The 17,190-nt window shown below is 28.7% G+C and carries 15 protein-coding genes and 4 pseudogenes; 6 read left to right on the top strand and 13 right to left on the bottom strand.

From position 1 onward, the window contains the following. Positions 1 to 23: 23 nt before the first annotated feature. The 3 genes from LEQ07_RS06685 to LEQ07_RS06695 all read right to left on the bottom strand — a co-directional run bounded on the left by LEQ07_RS06685 (position 24) and on the right by LEQ07_RS06695 (position 2,788). Positions 24 to 251, bottom strand: a complete 228-nt coding sequence (locus LEQ07_RS06685; RefSeq protein ID WP_263330003.1) for a hypothetical protein — start codon at positions 249 to 251, stop codon at positions 24 to 26. Positions 252 to 433: 182 nt separating this feature from the next. Then, positions 434 to 1,696 (bottom strand): cation:proton antiporter, encoded by a 1,263-nt coding sequence (locus LEQ07_RS06690; protein ID WP_263330005.1) that lies wholly within the window; start codon positions 1,694 to 1,696, stop codon positions 434 to 436. Between the two features lie 297 nt (positions 1,697 to 1,993). Beyond that, on the bottom strand, positions 1,994 to 2,788 hold the full coding sequence (locus tag LEQ07_RS06695) for a peptidoglycan DD-metalloendopeptidase family protein (protein ID WP_052951983.1): 795 nt from the start codon (positions 2,786 to 2,788) through the stop codon (positions 1,994 to 1,996). Positions 2,789 to 2,950: 162 nt separating this feature from the next. On the opposite strand from LEQ07_RS06695, the gene LEQ07_RS06700 reads away from it, so the two are divergent. Next, the gene (locus tag LEQ07_RS06700; protein WP_046822339.1) at positions 2,951 to 3,331 is read left to right on the top strand and encodes a hypothetical protein; all 381 of its coding nucleotides are present in this window, start codon (positions 2,951 to 2,953) and stop codon (positions 3,329 to 3,331) included. 84 nt (positions 3,332 to 3,415) lie between these two features. Here LEQ07_RS06700 and LEQ07_RS06705 read toward each other — a convergent pair. Then, positions 3,416 to 5,330 (bottom strand): annotated as a pseudogene (locus LEQ07_RS06705) (glutamine synthetase). A 224-nt stretch (positions 5,331 to 5,554) separates the two neighbouring features. Here LEQ07_RS06705 and LEQ07_RS06710 point away from each other — a divergent pair. Beyond that, positions 5,555 to 6,394 (top strand): 3'-5' exonuclease, encoded by an 840-nt coding sequence (locus tag LEQ07_RS06710; protein ID WP_064503603.1) that lies wholly within the window; start codon positions 5,555 to 5,557, stop codon positions 6,392 to 6,394. A 25-nt stretch (positions 6,395 to 6,419) separates the two neighbouring features. Here LEQ07_RS06710 and LEQ07_RS06715 read toward each other — a convergent pair whose 3' ends face one another. From LEQ07_RS06715 to LEQ07_RS06725, 3 genes are read right to left on the bottom strand one after another with little or no spacing between them, the layout of a single operon-like run. After that, a complete protein-coding gene (locus tag LEQ07_RS06715) occupies positions 6,420 to 6,746 on the bottom strand; it encodes a hypothetical protein (protein ID WP_046822337.1) in 327 nt (108 codons plus the stop codon). Between the two features lie 60 nt (positions 6,747 to 6,806). Further along, positions 6,807 to 7,559: an exodeoxyribonuclease III gene (locus LEQ07_RS06720; RefSeq protein WP_046822336.1), complete on the bottom strand. Its 753-nt coding sequence runs from the start codon at positions 7,557 to 7,559 to the stop codon at positions 6,807 to 6,809. Continuing rightward, a complete protein-coding gene (locus LEQ07_RS06725; RefSeq protein WP_263330008.1) occupies positions 7,525 to 8,526 on the bottom strand; it encodes a galactose-1-phosphate uridylyltransferase in 1,002 nt (333 codons plus the stop codon). Before LEQ07_RS06725 ends, LEQ07_RS06720 begins: the two co-directional genes overlap by 35 nt. Positions 8,527 to 8,785: 259 nt before the next feature. On the opposite strand from LEQ07_RS06725, the pseudogene LEQ07_RS06730 reads away from it, so the two are divergent. After that, a pseudogene (locus LEQ07_RS06730) lies at positions 8,786 to 9,999 on the top strand (pyridoxal phosphate-dependent aminotransferase). Between the two features lie 98 nt (positions 10,000 to 10,097). On the opposite strand, the gene LEQ07_RS06735 reads toward LEQ07_RS06730, so the two are convergent. Continuing rightward, positions 10,098 to 10,544: a MarR family winged helix-turn-helix transcriptional regulator gene (locus tag LEQ07_RS06735; protein ID WP_046821826.1), complete on the bottom strand. Its 447-nt coding sequence runs from the start codon at positions 10,542 to 10,544 to the stop codon at positions 10,098 to 10,100. 366 nt (positions 10,545 to 10,910) lie between these two features. Here LEQ07_RS06735 and LEQ07_RS06740 point away from each other — a divergent pair. Next, positions 10,911 to 11,872: pseudogene (locus LEQ07_RS06740) on the top strand (PTS sugar transporter subunit IIC). Between the two features lie 41 nt (positions 11,873 to 11,913). Here the strand turns inward: LEQ07_RS06740 and LEQ07_RS06745 are convergent. The 3 genes and pseudogenes from LEQ07_RS06745 to LEQ07_RS06760 form a co-directional block, all read right to left on the bottom strand. Beyond that, the gene (locus LEQ07_RS06745; RefSeq protein ID WP_161794367.1) at positions 11,914 to 12,060 is read right to left on the bottom strand and encodes a hypothetical protein; all 147 of its coding nucleotides are present in this window, start codon (positions 12,058 to 12,060) and stop codon (positions 11,914 to 11,916) included. Between the two features lie 187 nt (positions 12,061 to 12,247). Beyond that, positions 12,248 to 13,071 (bottom strand): annotated as a pseudogene (locus tag LEQ07_RS22915) (DegV family protein). Continuing rightward, on the bottom strand, positions 13,068 to 13,271 hold the full coding sequence (locus tag LEQ07_RS06760) for a hypothetical protein (RefSeq protein WP_263330013.1): 204 nt from the start codon (positions 13,269 to 13,271) through the stop codon (positions 13,068 to 13,070). The pseudogene LEQ07_RS22915 and the gene LEQ07_RS06760 overlap by 4 nt, the downstream one beginning before the upstream one ends. 181 nt (positions 13,272 to 13,452) lie before the next feature. Here LEQ07_RS06760 and LEQ07_RS06765 point away from each other — a divergent pair, with 181 nt between their 5' ends. Further along, positions 13,453 to 14,679 carry an NAD(P)-dependent oxidoreductase gene (locus tag LEQ07_RS06765; RefSeq protein WP_263330014.1) on the top strand — a complete coding sequence of 409 codons (1,227 nt, stop codon included), beginning with the start codon at positions 13,453 to 13,455 and terminating at the stop codon, positions 14,677 to 14,679. 240 nt (positions 14,680 to 14,919) lie between these two features. Further along, on the top strand, positions 14,920 to 15,657 hold the full coding sequence (locus LEQ07_RS06770; protein ID WP_046821823.1) for an NAD-dependent protein deacylase: 738 nt from the start codon (positions 14,920 to 14,922) through the stop codon (positions 15,655 to 15,657). 77 nt (positions 15,658 to 15,734) lie between these two features. On the opposite strand, the gene LEQ07_RS06775 is transcribed toward LEQ07_RS06770, so the two are convergent. Then, positions 15,735 to 16,679 (bottom strand): polysaccharide deacetylase family protein, encoded by a 945-nt coding sequence (locus LEQ07_RS06775; RefSeq protein WP_263330016.1) that lies wholly within the window; start codon positions 16,677 to 16,679, stop codon positions 15,735 to 15,737. A 246-nt stretch (positions 16,680 to 16,925) separates the two neighbouring features. Next, positions 16,926 to 17,090: a hypothetical protein gene (locus LEQ07_RS06780; protein WP_263330017.1), complete on the bottom strand. Its 165-nt coding sequence runs from the start codon at positions 17,088 to 17,090 to the stop codon at positions 16,926 to 16,928. Positions 17,091 to 17,190 lie beyond the last annotated feature (100 nt).

A 17,190-nucleotide genomic window follows, 5' to 3' on the forward strand; every position in this document is an offset into this window, starting at 1 on the left:
TATTATATAGATAAGGCTTCAATTTAAGTCCTATCTTTAAAGAATTGCAAATAAAGGTGTATCCAATTGAAAAAAAATAAACCTGAAAAATTAATCATAAACTGATTGTATTTAATAATCATAGAGTATGCAATTAAAATCATAGTAGTAGTCATAAGAGAATATATTTTAGATTCCCCTTTAAATATAGCAAATAGAACAATCGGAGCAACAAAATATACCAAGGCATCTCCTATAAGCCTTTTTTTCATAAATCCACCTCCATTTCATTGAATATTTCAAATCTTCCTGTAATTTCTCTCTATATAAAATAAATTCTATCAAACTAATTTTTTTCCTCCTTTTCCATAGTTTTTATTCACAAAAATAAAGGCTATCTAATGAAAGTTATATGGATCATATTACTTTACCTAGATAGCCTTTATTTTTTATGCTACTTTTCAGTTTTTGAATTTTTATTTTTATCATCTTCTAATAAGTCTAGTTTCTTAGCTAATATCTTTGTAGTACTTGCTTGTACTATTAATGTTATTAAAATCGTCATAAATACAACTGATGAAATTATTTGATAACCTGGAAGTTGCATAGACACAATTATTCCTGATAAAGCCGCTGGTATAACACCCGTTTCTCTTACCCACATCATAAATAACTTATCCTTAAATTTCCATTTGGCTTGTCTATCAAATAACGTACATATTAAAACTACTAATGGTCTCGCTACAAACATTAGAACTAAAACTACTAATAGTGAAGGTAACCAGTATTGTGCTAGTGCAGATAGGTCTACATGAGTTCCTAAAACTATAAATATAGCCATTCTGCATAAAGCTCCTACACTCTCTCTGAAACAATGCTCTGCATGAAAATCAATATCTGGTACCCATAGTCCGAATAATTTTCTATTTCCTGCTATAAGTCCTGCTATAAATACAGCCATATATCCACTTCCATGTAACTTAGTAGCTATTTCATAAGCTAATGCAACTTTTAAAACAGATATTATTGGTGCATATGAGTGGAACACACCCCATTTTTTATCTGATACTAAAAGTGAAAATAATAAGCCTATAGCAATTCCAACCGCTAGTCCTACTACTACTGAAATTAATAATTCCTTTGCACTTTCACCAAGTGAAAATGATCCTGATGTTATAACCGCCAATAAAGTACTTACTAGTATTGCTCCAACTGCATCATTAAATGCTGATTCACTTACTACTGTTTGCTTTATTTTATCTTTTATTGCAACTTGCTTAAATACTGGTATAAGTGCTGCTGGATCTGTAGATGCTATAACTGCACCTATAAGTAAAGCCGTCATAATTGATACTGGGAAAATTTTGCTAGTTGCAAACCCGACTACAACAGTAGATATTACAACTCCTAAAGTTGCTAGTAGCCCTACACTAATTTTAACTTTGTTTAAAACCTTTAAATTTATCTCTCTACCGCCTTCATATAATATAAATGCCGATCCGAAAGTCAGTATAAGATTATTTTCTATTGGAAAAGCTTCTATACTTATTATATTTAAAACAGCTGGTCCTATTATAATACCTGCTATTAAATATAAAATTACATCGGGTAATTTTAGTATTTCACTTAATTTACCTAATACTATACCTGTTACTACTACTACTGAAAATATAAACAATAGATTGTTGGTAGCAATTGCCTCCATTGTATTTTCCATACTGTTCACCCCATTCTTTCCATTAATTAGATTTCTAACTGTTTCTTTATCAAGCAATTAATAATTATAGTCCTCTTGAAATATAAAGTCAATCACTTAATAATATTTCATTATATTTCAAAAATCAAACAATTTTTTACAAAACTTTTTTATTTAATTTTTTTTTAATAATTGGTAATACCAATTTCGAGAATAAAATAAATTCAATTAAATTCTTTCTTTATTAAATTAAATAATAAAAAAGCTATATAATAAACTTTTAATTTTTATCATATAAGCTTTTTTATTATTTAATTTTTATTTATAAGTTACATCTAAAGGATTTTTTAGTTCTCCATTTATTGTTACTTCAAAGTGAACGTGATTGCCTGTGGAACGGCCTGTAGATCCTACCTTAGCTATAGGCTGCCCTTTATATACTAAATCACCTTCTTTAACTATATTTTGACTATTGTGTCCATATATAGAAGTTTTTCCATCAAAATGTTTTATAGCAACTACATTTCCATATCCATTTTGAACACCTGAAAAACTTACAACTCCATAGTCAGTGGCTAATACTTCGGTTCCATAATCAGCAGGTATATCTACACCTTTATGAAGCTTTCTTTCTTTACTTATAGGATGAATTCTATACCCAAAAGGCGAACTCAACTCTGTATATCCTGGAACAGGCCAAGATCCATAATTTATTTTCCCGTTAATTTCGTTTTTCAAATTATTTTCTTTATCTTCTAAGTTTTTTATTTGATCATTCAAGTATAATTTCGAATCCTCTAGATCTTTTATTTCTGAGTCTATAGAATTTTTTAATAAAGCTTTATTGTCTTTTAAGCTATTTTCATCATCAACAAAGTTTAATTGAACAACTTCCACTTCATTAGATTCTTTTTGAATTAACTTTTTTTCTTCTATAGACTTATCTATACCTGTAATTTTCTCATTAATATTCCTTTGTTCAATTTTTAAGTTGTATATACCTTTTACAATCTGTTCACTTGATGAATTTTCATTTTCTACTCCATATATATTAAGTGTACTAATAGTCGTTATTAAACCTACAGTCATTAATATTTTTAAGCTCTTAATCATACTTTTTCCTCCTTCTTAATAACTATTTCTTAATATAGACAAGTTAAATATAAATTATTCAAAATTTAACTTAATATCAATCACAATGGACAATCAATCTTAATAAAATAATATAAACTATTTGTTTAAACCTATTAATTTATTAAGAAAGGGGAAGATAATATGATTAAAAATCAAGAGGTTATATTTGGAATTATATCTGCTATATTTATAATAATATATTCTGCGTCATACATACTTTCTGATTTATATTTGATAGTAAATTCTAAAACTTTAAAATCAAATATAAATAAAGTACTCCCTACACTTAGTAAGTTAAATACACCTTCACTAATAATATCCCTTGCCTGTTTAATCCCTCATGTTTATACATTAAAAACTAATTTTTCTATATTTGATAGTAGTTCTATGTTATTATTTGTATTGTTTATGGCGACTTGCACAAAGTTAAATTTTTTAAATAAACTAAAAATAAAACACTACTCATCTATAATTGCTTATTTATTAATAGTAAGTTTATCTGTTCATATATTTTTCAGATAAAAAGTTCATTCAATATAACAAAAGGGATTAAGCTTTGCTTAATCCCTTTCTAAATTCTAAATAAAAGTGGTTTAATATACTCTTTTATCTAATATAAAAACTATTAAAATATGTTTTTTGATATTGAATATATTTTTGTTGAACTTCTTTCATTTTCTTTTTCATTTCTATTTGAAGATTCGATGCTGTTTCATAATCTTTAATTTCTATAGAATCTTTTATTCTTGTAAATAAAGACTTTGTATTCATTGTATCTTTCATTAAATAATGTTTTATATAGTTTATCTCTTCCCACAACACTTCATCTAAAACGTCCATATCATCATTTATATGTAATTTTTTAAACTTCTTATTATATCTATATTATCTTGTATAATTCTATTTTTAAGCTCTTTTTCCATTTGTCTATAGCCCCTACTTTAAATGAGTCTATTATTTTATCTGAAAATACATTTCCTTGAGTTAATGATTCTAACTTATAGCTTTGAGTTTCTAAGTTTTTCATATTCTCATATACAGTAGCTGGAGGAGTTGAAAATCTTTGATTTCTTTCTTCTTCTTCATAATCTTCAAATACATCATTTTCGTCTCTGTAGGCTCTGTTTTTTTCTAGATAAAAACTATTTTCTCCTATATCTTTTGATAGTTCCTTCTCTAATTCCTTTGTACCTAATTTACTCTCAGCAACAGCCTTTATCCCATGAATTATAGTTTGGTATGCTCCAGCTATAACTAAATAAGTATTAGATAATGGATTTGGAGATCTAAGCTCAAATCTTGTAGCTAAAGGACTATTAAGATCTCTTATAAGTCCAACTAATATAGATCTATTTCTTGATGGAACTTCGTAAGAGTGACCTACTGATGTAACTATACAAACAGGTGCTTCAAAACCTGGAACTAGTCTATTGAATCCATCATTAGACGAAGTAACGAATGGGTTTAGTACTTCATAGTTTCTAAGTATTCCCATTAAAGCTCCGTATCCAAACTTTGTAGTATAATCATTTTTCATATCTTCTGGCGAAAATAAATTGACTATCTTTCCATTTTTAAGCTTTGCACTGATTCCAAAGTGAGTGTGTTCTCCACTTCCTGCAACACTATCTAAAGGCTTAGCTTTGAAAGTTACTTCTAAACCACTCCTACAAAAAACGTCTTCTATAACTTCTCTAGCCAATAATTCATTATCTGCACATTGAAGTGGTGTTGAATATTTCCAGTCTATTTCCAATTGTTCCATTGCATGGTTAGTTTTCCCATCTATACTAATAGAGCTTGTTATTCCTCCAACCTCTTTATGACCCATTTCTGGTTCTACCCCTAAATTTTGAAGTATTATTAGACTATTTTCTAGACAAGTTCTTATAATTCCTTTTGTTCTTTTCCAATACTGTTCTTTTAAACTTTGAGATACATGAAGAGCTTCTATATCCGCTTTATCTTCTGGTGTGTTTACCCAAAATTCTAGTTCTGTTGCAGCAGTTAGATTTATACTTTCTATTTCATCTATGCTACTTATTCCTAGACCTTCAAGCATGTGTGGTTGTTGTGATATTATGTTCATTATAACTTCTTTTGTATATTCTTCTGACTTTTTTAAAATCCCTCTAGAGCAAACTCTTTTTCCTTCATGTAATAAAAATGCTGGTATTTTTAAAGTTCCTATCGGTAAGTTGCACTTATTACACATATTTTCCATATTATAATCTATATACCAAATAGCATCATTATCTGGCATTAAATCAACTTTTGCATTGTTTAATGTTGCTATATTGTATAATTCAACACTAGAACCATCAGTTTGTATCCCTGAATTTAAAAATCCTGTAATATCATCTAGAAAAAGTTCTATAGGTATTTTTTCATCTATAGCATTTCCACCTAGATCAACTCCCATCAGAGATACAAATTTTATATTTTCATGTTGAGACAATAGTTCCTTTAAATCTTTTTCATTGTGACTATGTTTTTCAATAACATATAATAAAGATTGCATTTTTATCCCCCAATTCACTGATTTTATTTTATGATTTGCAAGTTATGATGTTTTTCAGAATAAAACACTTTTAATTCGCAATATAATTTATATTATTATAATATATTTGTATTTTGTTCGCAATATATTTAATTTTTTAAATTTACTTAAAAATCCTGTGTATGATTTTTTTTTTACATAGGGTATACTAAATTAATAACCAAAAATTTTTAGGAGAGATTCGTATGGAATATATAGTTTTCGATTTAGAATTTAATCAGGGATTTGATAAAGAAAATAACAAAACATTTTCTAATGAACAATGCCCTTTTGAAATAATACAAATAGGAGCTATAAAACTTGATGCTAATTTTAATATAATCGACAAATTTAGTAGTTTTGTAAAACCCAATATATATAAAACCATCCATCCATTTGTTGGAAAAATGACTCATATAACATTGGACAAAGTAAAAGATGCACCTTCTTTTTCAAACGTATATAAGGAATTTAGAAAGTTTATTTCTAGCAAGTCTAGTATAATGTGCGTTTGGGGTTCTGGAGATTTAAAGGAGTTATACAGAAATATAAATTATTACTCACTTCCTTCAAAAGGATTGCCCCAGTTATATATAAACGTTCAGCAGTATGCATCATCTTACTTTAATAATCCAACTGGCCAAAGTATCGGCCTTCAAAATGCTATACAAATTTTACAGCTTGAACAAGACAAAGCATACCACGATGCTTTAAATGACGCTTACTATACAGCTTTAGTTTTAAAAAGTATTTACGATGAAAATATAGTTGCAGATACTTATGTATATACACCTGTTAAATCCAATAGAACTAGATCTAAATCAGTTAAAAAGAAAGTTAACTACCTTGCTTTATTTGAAGAATTTAAAAAGATACTAGGAAGAGATTTAACTTCAGATGATAAGAAACTTATAGATTTAGCTTATAAGATGGGGAAAACTAATCAGTTTTTAATAGATGATATCCCAGCTCCAACCCCTAAAGCTTCACCTAAATCAAGTAAGAAAAAAGCAAAACATGGTTTTAAGTATAAAAAAAGAAGATAAGTCCTAATTTTAGGACTTATCTTTTTTATGCATTCAAAAACAACATTTTTATATTTTCATATTGAGCAAACTCTACAACATCTATTGGTTTGTCTTCATTTCTAAATTTACTTTCTTTACCTACGTATACATTTACATTACCAACTTGATTGTATACTTCATCTATAATATTTATAAAATCTTCACTTTTTAAACTTTCTCCCTTAGACTTTATAAATACTATACTTTCATTATCTTCATTTCTAACTATAGACTCTATTCCAAACAATAGACTCTCTTCTTTTATATAAACAACTTCAGCTCCTAAAGCTATCCCTTTATTTATTTTTTCTTTAAGCTGTACTATATTCATAATACCCTCCTTTATTTAACAGTTTATTAAATTATATTAAAGGTATTATGATTTTATGTTTTATTTTATGACTAATTCAACTGGACAATGATCTGAACCTAGTATTTCAGTATGAATATCTGCTGATACAAGTCTCTCCTTTAACTTATCAGATACACAGAAATAGTCAATTCTCCACCCAGCATTATTATTTCTAGCATTAAATCTATATGACCACCAGCTATATACGCCTTCTTTGTCTGGATTGAAATATCTGTAAGTATCTATAAATCCTGAATTTAAAAAATCCGTAAATTTATTTCTTTCATCGTCTGTAAACCCAGCATTTTTTCTATTTGTCTTAGGATTTTTTAAATCTATATCTGCATGAGCTACATTTAAGTCTCCACACATTATAACAGGTTTTACCTCATCTAATCTATTTAAATAATCTCTAAAATCATCTTCCCACTTCATTCTGTAATCAAGTCTTTTTAAACCCTGTTGCGAGTTTGGTGTATATACTGTTACAAAATAAAAGTCTTCAAATTCTAGGGTTATAACTCTTCCTTCATTATCATGTTCTTCTATTCCTATTCCATACTTAACACCTATAGCTTCATTTTTTGAAAATATAGCTGTACCTGAATAACCTTTCTTTTGAGCATAATTCCAGTAATCATAGTATCCTTCAAGTTCTAAATTAATTTGACCTTCTTGAAGTTTTGTTTCTTGCAAACAAAATATATCTGCATCTATTTCTTTGAAAAAGTCCATAAAACCTTTAGTTACACAAGCTCTAAGTCCGTTTACATTCCACGATATAAATTTCATATTTTTCTCCTTTGTATCTACTTAAATTGTATTTTTTTTGCAAATCTTGAGGTTTAGTTGAGGATACGTATATTCCATTGCTTACTTCAAAACCTCCAAAGTTGTATTTTCTAGGAATCACATGAAAATGTAAATGAAATAAATCATCATTTTCCAATCCCTTTGGATGTGCATGCATACATAAATTAAAAGGCATATATCCGCATTCAATGTATATTTTCCCAAATACTTTTTTAAAAATATAGGCAAGTTCATTTAAGTTTAATTCACTTAAATTCTCAAATTTAGAACTATCTTTACATATTATTCTAACTTCATTGTTATACATTGATGCATATGGAATTAACACCAAAAACTTTTCTCCGTTATACACAACTCTTTCATTTAAAGTTATCTCTTCATTTATAACTTTCTCATATAAGCTTTCTTTTTTGCTTTCATAGTGCTCTTTTAATATGTTTACTTCATTTTTTATATACTTAGGTATCAATGACATAGAAATAATTTGCGAATGAGGATGTGCTAAAGATGCTCCAGCCTTTTTAAGAAAATTTTTAAATATGCTTATATATATAGTGTCTTTATTTTCTACATACTCTTTATACCTATTTTGGTATGCTATAAACATATTTCTAAATTCAATTTCACTCATATTATAAAAAGAACCATTGTGTCTGTATGTATCTATAATAACCTCATGAATACCACTTATTCCTACTGCCCTTTCTTCTATTATTGGATATTTATTATAAATAGATTTGCATATCCATCCAGAATCACTATTTATTTGAAAAGTCGTTCCTGCTGAAAGTTCTTCATTACCTCTACAAAAAGGGCATTTCTTTTCATAAATATTAGCTAATTCTTTTTCATCTTCAATTTTTTTCATATCAGTTGGTCTACCTGTCCTATCAGGAGCAAATATAATTATATCTCCACTAAATAAATCTACCCTTAAATCACTCAAATTTAACACCTCTATTCAGAGTATTTAATAATTAATTAATTTTTAAATATATACTTAATATAATATTTTCAAAATACTATTTTGCTATAATATTTTTTGTAAATCTATAATTATAATTTTACATATTTTATCACAGATTGTAAATCTTATAAAACCCTTATAATATCTGAAAAAACTGAGTGCTTTTTACCTTCGTTTATGATATTATTCTCTTGTAAGGGGATTTTACATATTTTTCATAATACAGGGGGTATTAAAAATGTACTTTTCTAATAGAGTTGTTTCTATGCAATCTTCACCTATAAGAAAGTTGGTTCCTTATGCAACTGCTGCTAAGGAAAAAGGAATAAAAGTTTATCATTAAACATAGGTCAACCTGATATAAAAACACCTAAAGGTTTTTTTGATGCTGTTAACACTTTTAATAGTGATGTTTTAGAGTATGCTGTATCTCAAGGTTTGCCTGAGCTAATAGATGCAATGATTAATTATTATGCTACATATGATATGCATTTTGAAAAAGATGAAATACTTATAACTAATGGTGGTAGTGAAGCTTTATTATTTTCTATGATGGCTATTTGTGATCCTGGGGATAATATTTTAGTTCCTGAGCCATTTTATACAAACTATAATGGGTTCAGCTCTTGTGTAAACGTTTCTGTAAAACCTATAACTACACATCCAGAAAATGGATTCCATCTTCCAAGCAAATCAGAAATTTGTTCTAAGATTGATAAAAATACTAAAGCTATACTTATATCAAATCCAGGAAATCCAACTGGAACTGTATATACAAAAGAAGAAGTTCATATGTTAGCTGACATAGCGAAAGAAAATGACTTGTGGATAATAGCTGATGAAGTTTATAGAGAATTTGTTTATGATAAATTAGATTATATAAGTTTCGGAAACATTGAAGAAATAAAAGATAGAGTAATAATAGTTGACAGCGTATCAAAAAGATATAGTGCATGTGGAGCAAGAATAGGATCTTTAGCTTGTAAAAATAAAGAGTTCATTGCTCAGGTTTTAAAATTATGTCAAGGAAGATTATGTGTATCTACTCTTGATCAGATAGGATCTATAGAACTGTACAAAACTCCTAATACTTATTTTAAAAAAGTTAATGAAGAATATGAAAAAAGAAGAGATGTTTTATATAGTGAGTTAATGAAAGTTGAAGGAGTAATATGCGAAAAACCAACAGGTGCATTTTATATACTTGCTAAATTACCAATAGAAAATGCAGAAGATTTTGTAATATGGATGTTAAACGAGTTCGATGTAGACGGAGAAACTGTTATGGCATGCCCTGCTGAAGGATTCTATGGAACTGAAGGATTAGGCAAAAGTGAAATAAGACTTGCTTATATATTAAATGAACAAGATTTAAAGAAAGCTGCAAATATTTTAAAGCAAGGTCTTGAAAAATACATGGAAGTTAAAAATGATTTAGCAACTAATAACTAAATTTAAAAATAGACTAATCAAATGATTAGTCTATTTTTTCGCCACTTTTTTCACTTATTGTTAACTTGTCTCTTAAACTGGGTGCTTATGCACATAATCTAGCTTTCTTTTATAAGTATTTCTTCTAAGTTTTTTATAGAATCCATAAATTTATTACGATCTTCTTCATTTAATTCTAAGAATCTTGATTCTAATCTATTTCCTAATGCTTCTAAAAAGTCTTTAGCTATTTCTTCACCTGAAGTTGTTAAATTTAATATATATTTTCTTCTGTCTCTTGAATCTCTTGTTCTAGTCAGATATCCCTTTTTAGTTAAGTCATCTACCATAGTAGTAAGACTTCCTTTTTCTATATTTAATTTTTCGCATAAGTCCGTCATTGTTATTTCCCCATTATTATTTATGAATACAAGTGCTCTTAATTGTGTTCTATTTACATTTATATTTGCGGCATACTCTTTTAAAGACTCTAAATATAAACTAGCATGTATCTTAGGAAAAGTTTTTGATACGAAGTCTATAATGTCTTTTATTATTTCATTCATTTCTTCACCTCCACCCCCTTAAAAGTATTGTTAAATTCTAGTTTACACTAATTCCTTTGTATAGACAACACCCAAAAACAGCAATCTGATTGTGTTGCAATTTTAACATTATTTTTCAAATTTGATTTTATTTTCTAACTCTTTCTACATTTTTCTACATTTAAACTATTTACAAAATTAATATTTTATAATATAATTGAATCATAACCGCAAAAAGCGGGAAAACAATAACAAGCATTTATTTATTTTAATCAACGAGGAGGAAAACTTTTTATGATGCAAATTATAACGAGTACGGCACTATTATTAGTTGTACTGGCATTATTCACTTTATTCAGTTACAAAGCACCTCACGGTATGAAAGCTATGGGTGCACTAGCAAGTGCTGCTTGCGCTAGTTTCTTAGTTGAAGCATTCCACGCTTCATTATTTGGACAACAGTTTGGAATCTCTTTCTTAGAGCAAGTTGGAGCTGCAAACGGTAGTTTAGGAGGAGTTGCTGCTGGTATATTAGTACCATTAGCTTTAGGAGTATCTCCAGTTTATGCAGTTTTAGTTGGTTTAACAGTTTCAGGATTCGGAATACTTCCAGGATTCGTTGCAGGATACTTAATATCATTTGTTGTTAAGTTCTTAGAAGAAAAAACTCCTGCTGGACTTGATTTAATAGTTGTAATACTAGTTGCTGCTCCATTAGCAAGAGGAATAGCTATGTTTATGGATCCTATAGTAATGATACATTAATGCAAATAGGACAAGCTTTAATAGCTGCTTCTGATGTATCTCCAATATTAATGGGTATAATACTTGGAGGATTAATAACAGTTGTTGCTACTGCTCCGTTATCATCAATGGCCTTAACATCTATAATAGGATTAACTGGCCTTCCAATGGCAATAGGTGCATTAGCAGTATTTGGTTCTTCTTTCATGAACTTTGTGTTCTTCTCTAGAATGAAGTTTGGTGATAAGAAAGATACTATAGCTGTTGCTATAGAACCATTAACTCAATCAGATATAATATCTGCAAATCCAATACCAGTATTCACTACTAACTTTATAGGTGGAGCATTATCAGGTGTTGTAGTTGCTTTAATAAGTACTTACGTTGCACCTCTTGCAATAAGTGTTCCAGGTATGGCTACTCCAATAGCTGGTTTTGCTGTAGCAGTTGGACAAAATGGAACTCCTGCTTTAATGGCTGCTGTTGGATGTATAGTAGTAAGTGTATTAGGTGGATTTATAGGTCATACAATATTTAAAAATTATAAAATAGTTACTGCTGACATAATCCGTGGTAACGGAAATGACGAAGATACTGCTGCTTAATCGGCATATTATAAAAGCACATCATGTTATGATGTGCTTTTTTATGCATAAAAATCTTCAATGTCAAGTTTTACTGACTGTTCTATTTGAATCTCATTAAAAACTTCTTTCATTACAGGCTCTTCTCCTTGTCCTCCGTATATAAATATACCTAAAACAGTGACACAACAAAGCGCGTATAACTTCATGATTCTCCCCTCCCTCATAAATTGTATACGAATTACAATCAACTGACTACAAATACACCAAATATGATGGTAATTTTTTAACAAATTGCCAGTTTAACTAACATATCTCAAATTTCATTAAGTATAAAAAAAGCATAAGCCCAGTGACCTATGCCTAATTTTTATCTTTTAAATTTATAGCACTTACCTATCTAACACAAAATATACTTAAAATCCCTGGACCTGCATGAGCACCTACACAAGATCCTACATCTACTATTGAAATTCCATTAGGATTTAACTCTATAGTCGCAATATCTTTTAATTTATTCATATCCTGAGTACAATCACCATGTCCTATAGCAATTTCTTTATCCTGTCCACAACTTTCTTTAACCAAATCTACCATTAGAAACATGTTTTTACCTCTTACTTGTGCTACTGGTGTTACTAACCCATCTTTTACTTCTAATATAGGTTTTATTCCTAACATACTCCCTATAACAGCCTTAGAGGATGATATCCTCCCACCTCTTGTAAATATTTTAAGTCATCTACAGAAAATACTACATACATATTTTCTTTCATATATTCTAGCTGATTTAAAATATTATCTATAGTATAACTTTCTCTAGCCATTTGCGCAGCTTTAACAACCTGCATACCGCATCCATATGAAAAGTTCATAGTATCAAAAGTATATATATTACCCTCTGTATCATTTTTAGCCATTATTGCACTTTGATATGTTCCTGTAGCTCTAGATGATCCTGATATATATAAAATTTCTCTACCTTCTTTTGTAAACTTATCAAATACAGATTTAAATTGTGAATATGTAGCTTGTGATGTTTGAGGTAATTTACCAGCTCTGAGCATATCATAAAATTCTTTAGGTCCTAAATCTATGCCATCTCTATATTCTTTATCATCAAACCTAACTATCAAAGGAACCATTTCTATATCGTACCTCTCCCTTAACTCTTTTGGTATGTCAGATAAACTATCACATACTATCTTTAAATTACTCATTGAAACTCCTCCTTTGTTTTGAATTTTCTAAAAAAGCAGATTTTTTCTTTATCAAAAATCACTTTTATTGAGTTCCCTATAATTGTATCTATATCCTGTTTCTTAATATTCATATAAATAACAGATGCATTACTAAACTTATCATTTTTTATTCCAATAGTAAAGTCAAAAGGATTTTCTGTAATATTTATAATTTCCATATAAACTCCATCACTCCTTCTATTATCACTAATTTTTATATCATATTCACGTATACTCAGCTCATTTCTTAGTCAAATATATGTGTTTGTTTATATATTTTTACATTTTCCGACATTTTACCTATGTTATAAGTACTTATTCTGGGGTATAATAATAGATATTAATATAGGTGGTGATTTTTTGTTAGATTTAAATTTAGAAGCTAATAGATGCTTAGTTTGTAAAAATGCTAGATGTAAAAGTGCTTGTCCTATAAGTACAGATATACCTACTGTAATAAATTTATATAAAGAAGGTAAAATAAAAGAAGCTGGTGAACTTCTATTTAATAATAATCCGCTTTCTGCTGTTTGTGCAATAGTTTGCCCTCACGAAGATCAGTGTGCTGGTAATTGCATACGAGGAATTAAAGGAGAGCCAATTCAATTTTATAAAATAGAAGAAGAAATCTCTAAAAACTATTTAAAAGATGCTGATTTTTCTGATATAAGCAAAAACGGAAAAAATATTGCTATAGTTGGATCTGGACCTGCTGGTCTTACAGTTGCATTTGAATTAGCAAAAAAAGGCTACAATATAACTGTATTTGAAAAAAATGAACAACTTGGAGGAATACTTAGATACGGAATTCCTGAATTTAGACTTCCACGAGAAATTATTGATAATTTAATCAATATACTAAAAAATATGGGAGTTAAATTTAAAATCAATTCTACAGTTGGCCCTATACTTACTTTGGATAAATTACTTGAAGATGGATATGATTCTATATTTATAGGGACTGGAGTTTGGAATCCAAGAAGATTAGATATAAAAGGAGAAAGTCTAGGTCATGTACACTATGCTATAGACTACCTACGTTCACCTAAGAACTATGACTTAGGAAATAAGGTTGTAGTTATAGGTGCTGGTAACGTTGCTATGGATGCAGCTAGAAGTGCTAAGTATTATGGTTCAAAAGATGTTTTTGTAGCATATAGACGTGACTTTGATAATATGACAGCAACTAAGGCTGAAATTAATGACGCTATTGAAGAAGGTGTTAAGTTCATGACTTATAAATCGCCTATAAAAATAGTTAATGAAGGTATAATTTTAGCTGATACTGAGAAATTAGTTGCGGAGGATGGTACAACTTCTTTAGTTACTGTAGAAGGTAGCGAAAAATTATTTGAATGTGATTCTATACTAGTTGCAGTTAGCCAAGTTCCTAGAAATACTATTGTTTCTAATAACAAAGGCTTAGATGTTAATAATAGAGGGCTTATTATGACAGATACTAGTGGACATACTACTCGTGATGGAGTATTTGCTTGTGGTGATGTTACTCATGGTGCTAAAACTGTTATAGAAGCTGTTGTAGCTGCTAAAATTGTTGCTCAATCTATAGATGAATATTTAAAGTAAAACTTATTAATACATTGTAGGTTGAATAGTTGCTTTCTTCACACAAAGACTTAAGAAATAGTCTTTAAGTGTTTAGTCATCAACTATTCAACCTATATTTATTTAATTAAATATTTTAATCTGTAATTAAAGTAAATGCTTAATTTCAGAAAACTATTATAATATCAATTAACCCTACATATAAAAAATCCTTTTACTATATGATATAATAGTCCTATAAATTAAAACGGAGATGATTTAATGTCAAAAAAAATAGAAAACCTAACTCAGATCTTAAAGGAAAGTAATAATGTAGTTTTCTTTGGTGGAGCTGGTGTGTCAACAGCGTCTAATATCCCTGACTTCAGAAGCGCAAATGGATTATTTAACGAAAAGTTAAATATTTCCTTAACTCCAGAACAATTAGTTTCCCATACATTTTATTTAAAATATACTAAGGAATTTTTTAATTTTTATAAGCAAAAACTCATATATCCTGATGCAAAACCTAATAATGCTCATATTGCCTTAGCAAAACTTGAAAAAATGGGAAAACTTAAAGCTGTAGTTACTCAAAATATCGATGGGCTTCACCAAATAGCAGGTAGTAAAAATGTATTTGAACTTCATGGTTCTGTACATAGAAATTACTGTGTTAGTTGTAATGAATTTTATGATTCTAATTTTATTATCAATTCCAAAGATGTGCCAACTTGCACTAAATGTGGGCATACGGTCAAACCTGATGTAGTTCTTTATGAAGAAGGTTTGGATGATTCTATTATAAAAGGATCAATTGATGCTATATCTAAAGCTGATACTTTAATTATAGGAGGTACATCTCTTATAGTGTATCCTGCAGCAGGTCTTATAGACTATTTTAAAGGTAAGAATTTAATACTTATAAATAAGAGTACTACCCCTGCTGATAATATAGCTGATTTAGTTATAAATGATAGTATTGATACAGTATTGTTTGATGCTGTAAACAAACTTTAAATAAAAGAGAGGATAAGATGTATATTTATATACATCTTATCCTCTCTTTTTAATATATAATCAATAAATTAATTTCACTATACTAACACTTTAAATTGATATCCATTATCTTTATAGTATTTTATTAACTGAGGAAGAGCTTTTGCAGTATTTTCTTTACCATATGTATCATGCATTAAAATAACTACCATTTCTTTTCCTTCTGAAGTTTTTACTGCATAGTTGTATAATTCTTCAGGTGATTTCTTTTTACCTTCAGCATCACCGCTTAATGCATTCCAATCTATTGCCGCCATACTGTTTGCAGCCATATATTCATCTAAAGGTTCCATACCTTTCCATGACATATGTCCACCTGGACATCTTATAACCTCTGTTGAGAAGTAAGGTCCTAAAACTCTTTTTAATATATCATCAGTCTTTTTAAAGTCCGCTTTGAAAGCTTCTAGATTTAATGTTCTATTTGGATATAATATACCATAATCATGGCTATATGAGTGATTTGCTATTGCATGTCCTTCTTCAAGCTCTTGCTTTAGTAAATCTTCAGCTTTTTTTCCACCACGTTCTATATTAGATCCTGTTACAAAAAATGTAGCTTTAACACCTTCATCTTTTAATGCCTTTAATATCTCTGGAGTAACTGTAGTTGATGTTCCATCATCAAAAGTTAAAAACACTATCTTTTCCCCATTATTTGAATAGTCTCCGCTTTTTAGCTTCTCTGCAACTTTTTCGGCACTATAGCTGTAACTTTCCGCTCCATGCTTAACTCCGATCATTTTCTTTTTAGCTTCTTCTTCTTCTTTACGTTTTTGTTCTTCTGCAGCAAGTCTTTTCTCTTCTGCAACTTTTTCTTCTTGTTTTTCTTTTATTGTTTCATCCACGTAAGCCTTAACTTTATTAAAAGAACCAAATATAACTAAACATACTACCATTAGTAAAAATGCTCTTTTAACATTTAGTTTTGCCCGATTCTTATTTTTATTAGAGTTTGAAAAAATATTGTTATTTTTTTTCATAACTTCCCCCTTACTGTCACTTAATGTCACTTTTTATTATACATACATTATACTCCACTTATCCCATTATGTGTATTACAGCTTCGTAACAACTATTTCAAAATGGTAACATATTGAAAAAATTAAAACAAATTCAATTATATTATTCCTACTTTTTAACTTTTTTCAAACCATTATATTTTATATCTAAGTCTTATTCTCTTGCATCAATGCGTAAAAAAACTGCATACGCAGTTTATTTTAAGACTAATTAACTTTTTCTTTTCTAATTTCTTCGTTTTCATTGTAATTATATACAATGCTACCAAACTCTTGTTGGTATCTCATAGTCGTATTTATAATTATATAACCTAACCCCAAAAATATAAAAACTAAGGTAATCCCAATTACCAGTTTTATCTTTAGCCTCATATGGGACCTCCCCTTTTTATTTCCATTTTTTACCTTAATTAAATTATATAACATTTCCTGACTATTTAACAGAAATTATTATCTATTTTTTCTACAAAAT

This window comes from Paraclostridium sp. AKS73 (assembly GCF_025671395.1).
GTDB lineage: Bacteria > Bacillota > Clostridia > Peptostreptococcales > Peptostreptococcaceae > Paraclostridium > Paraclostridium benzoelyticum.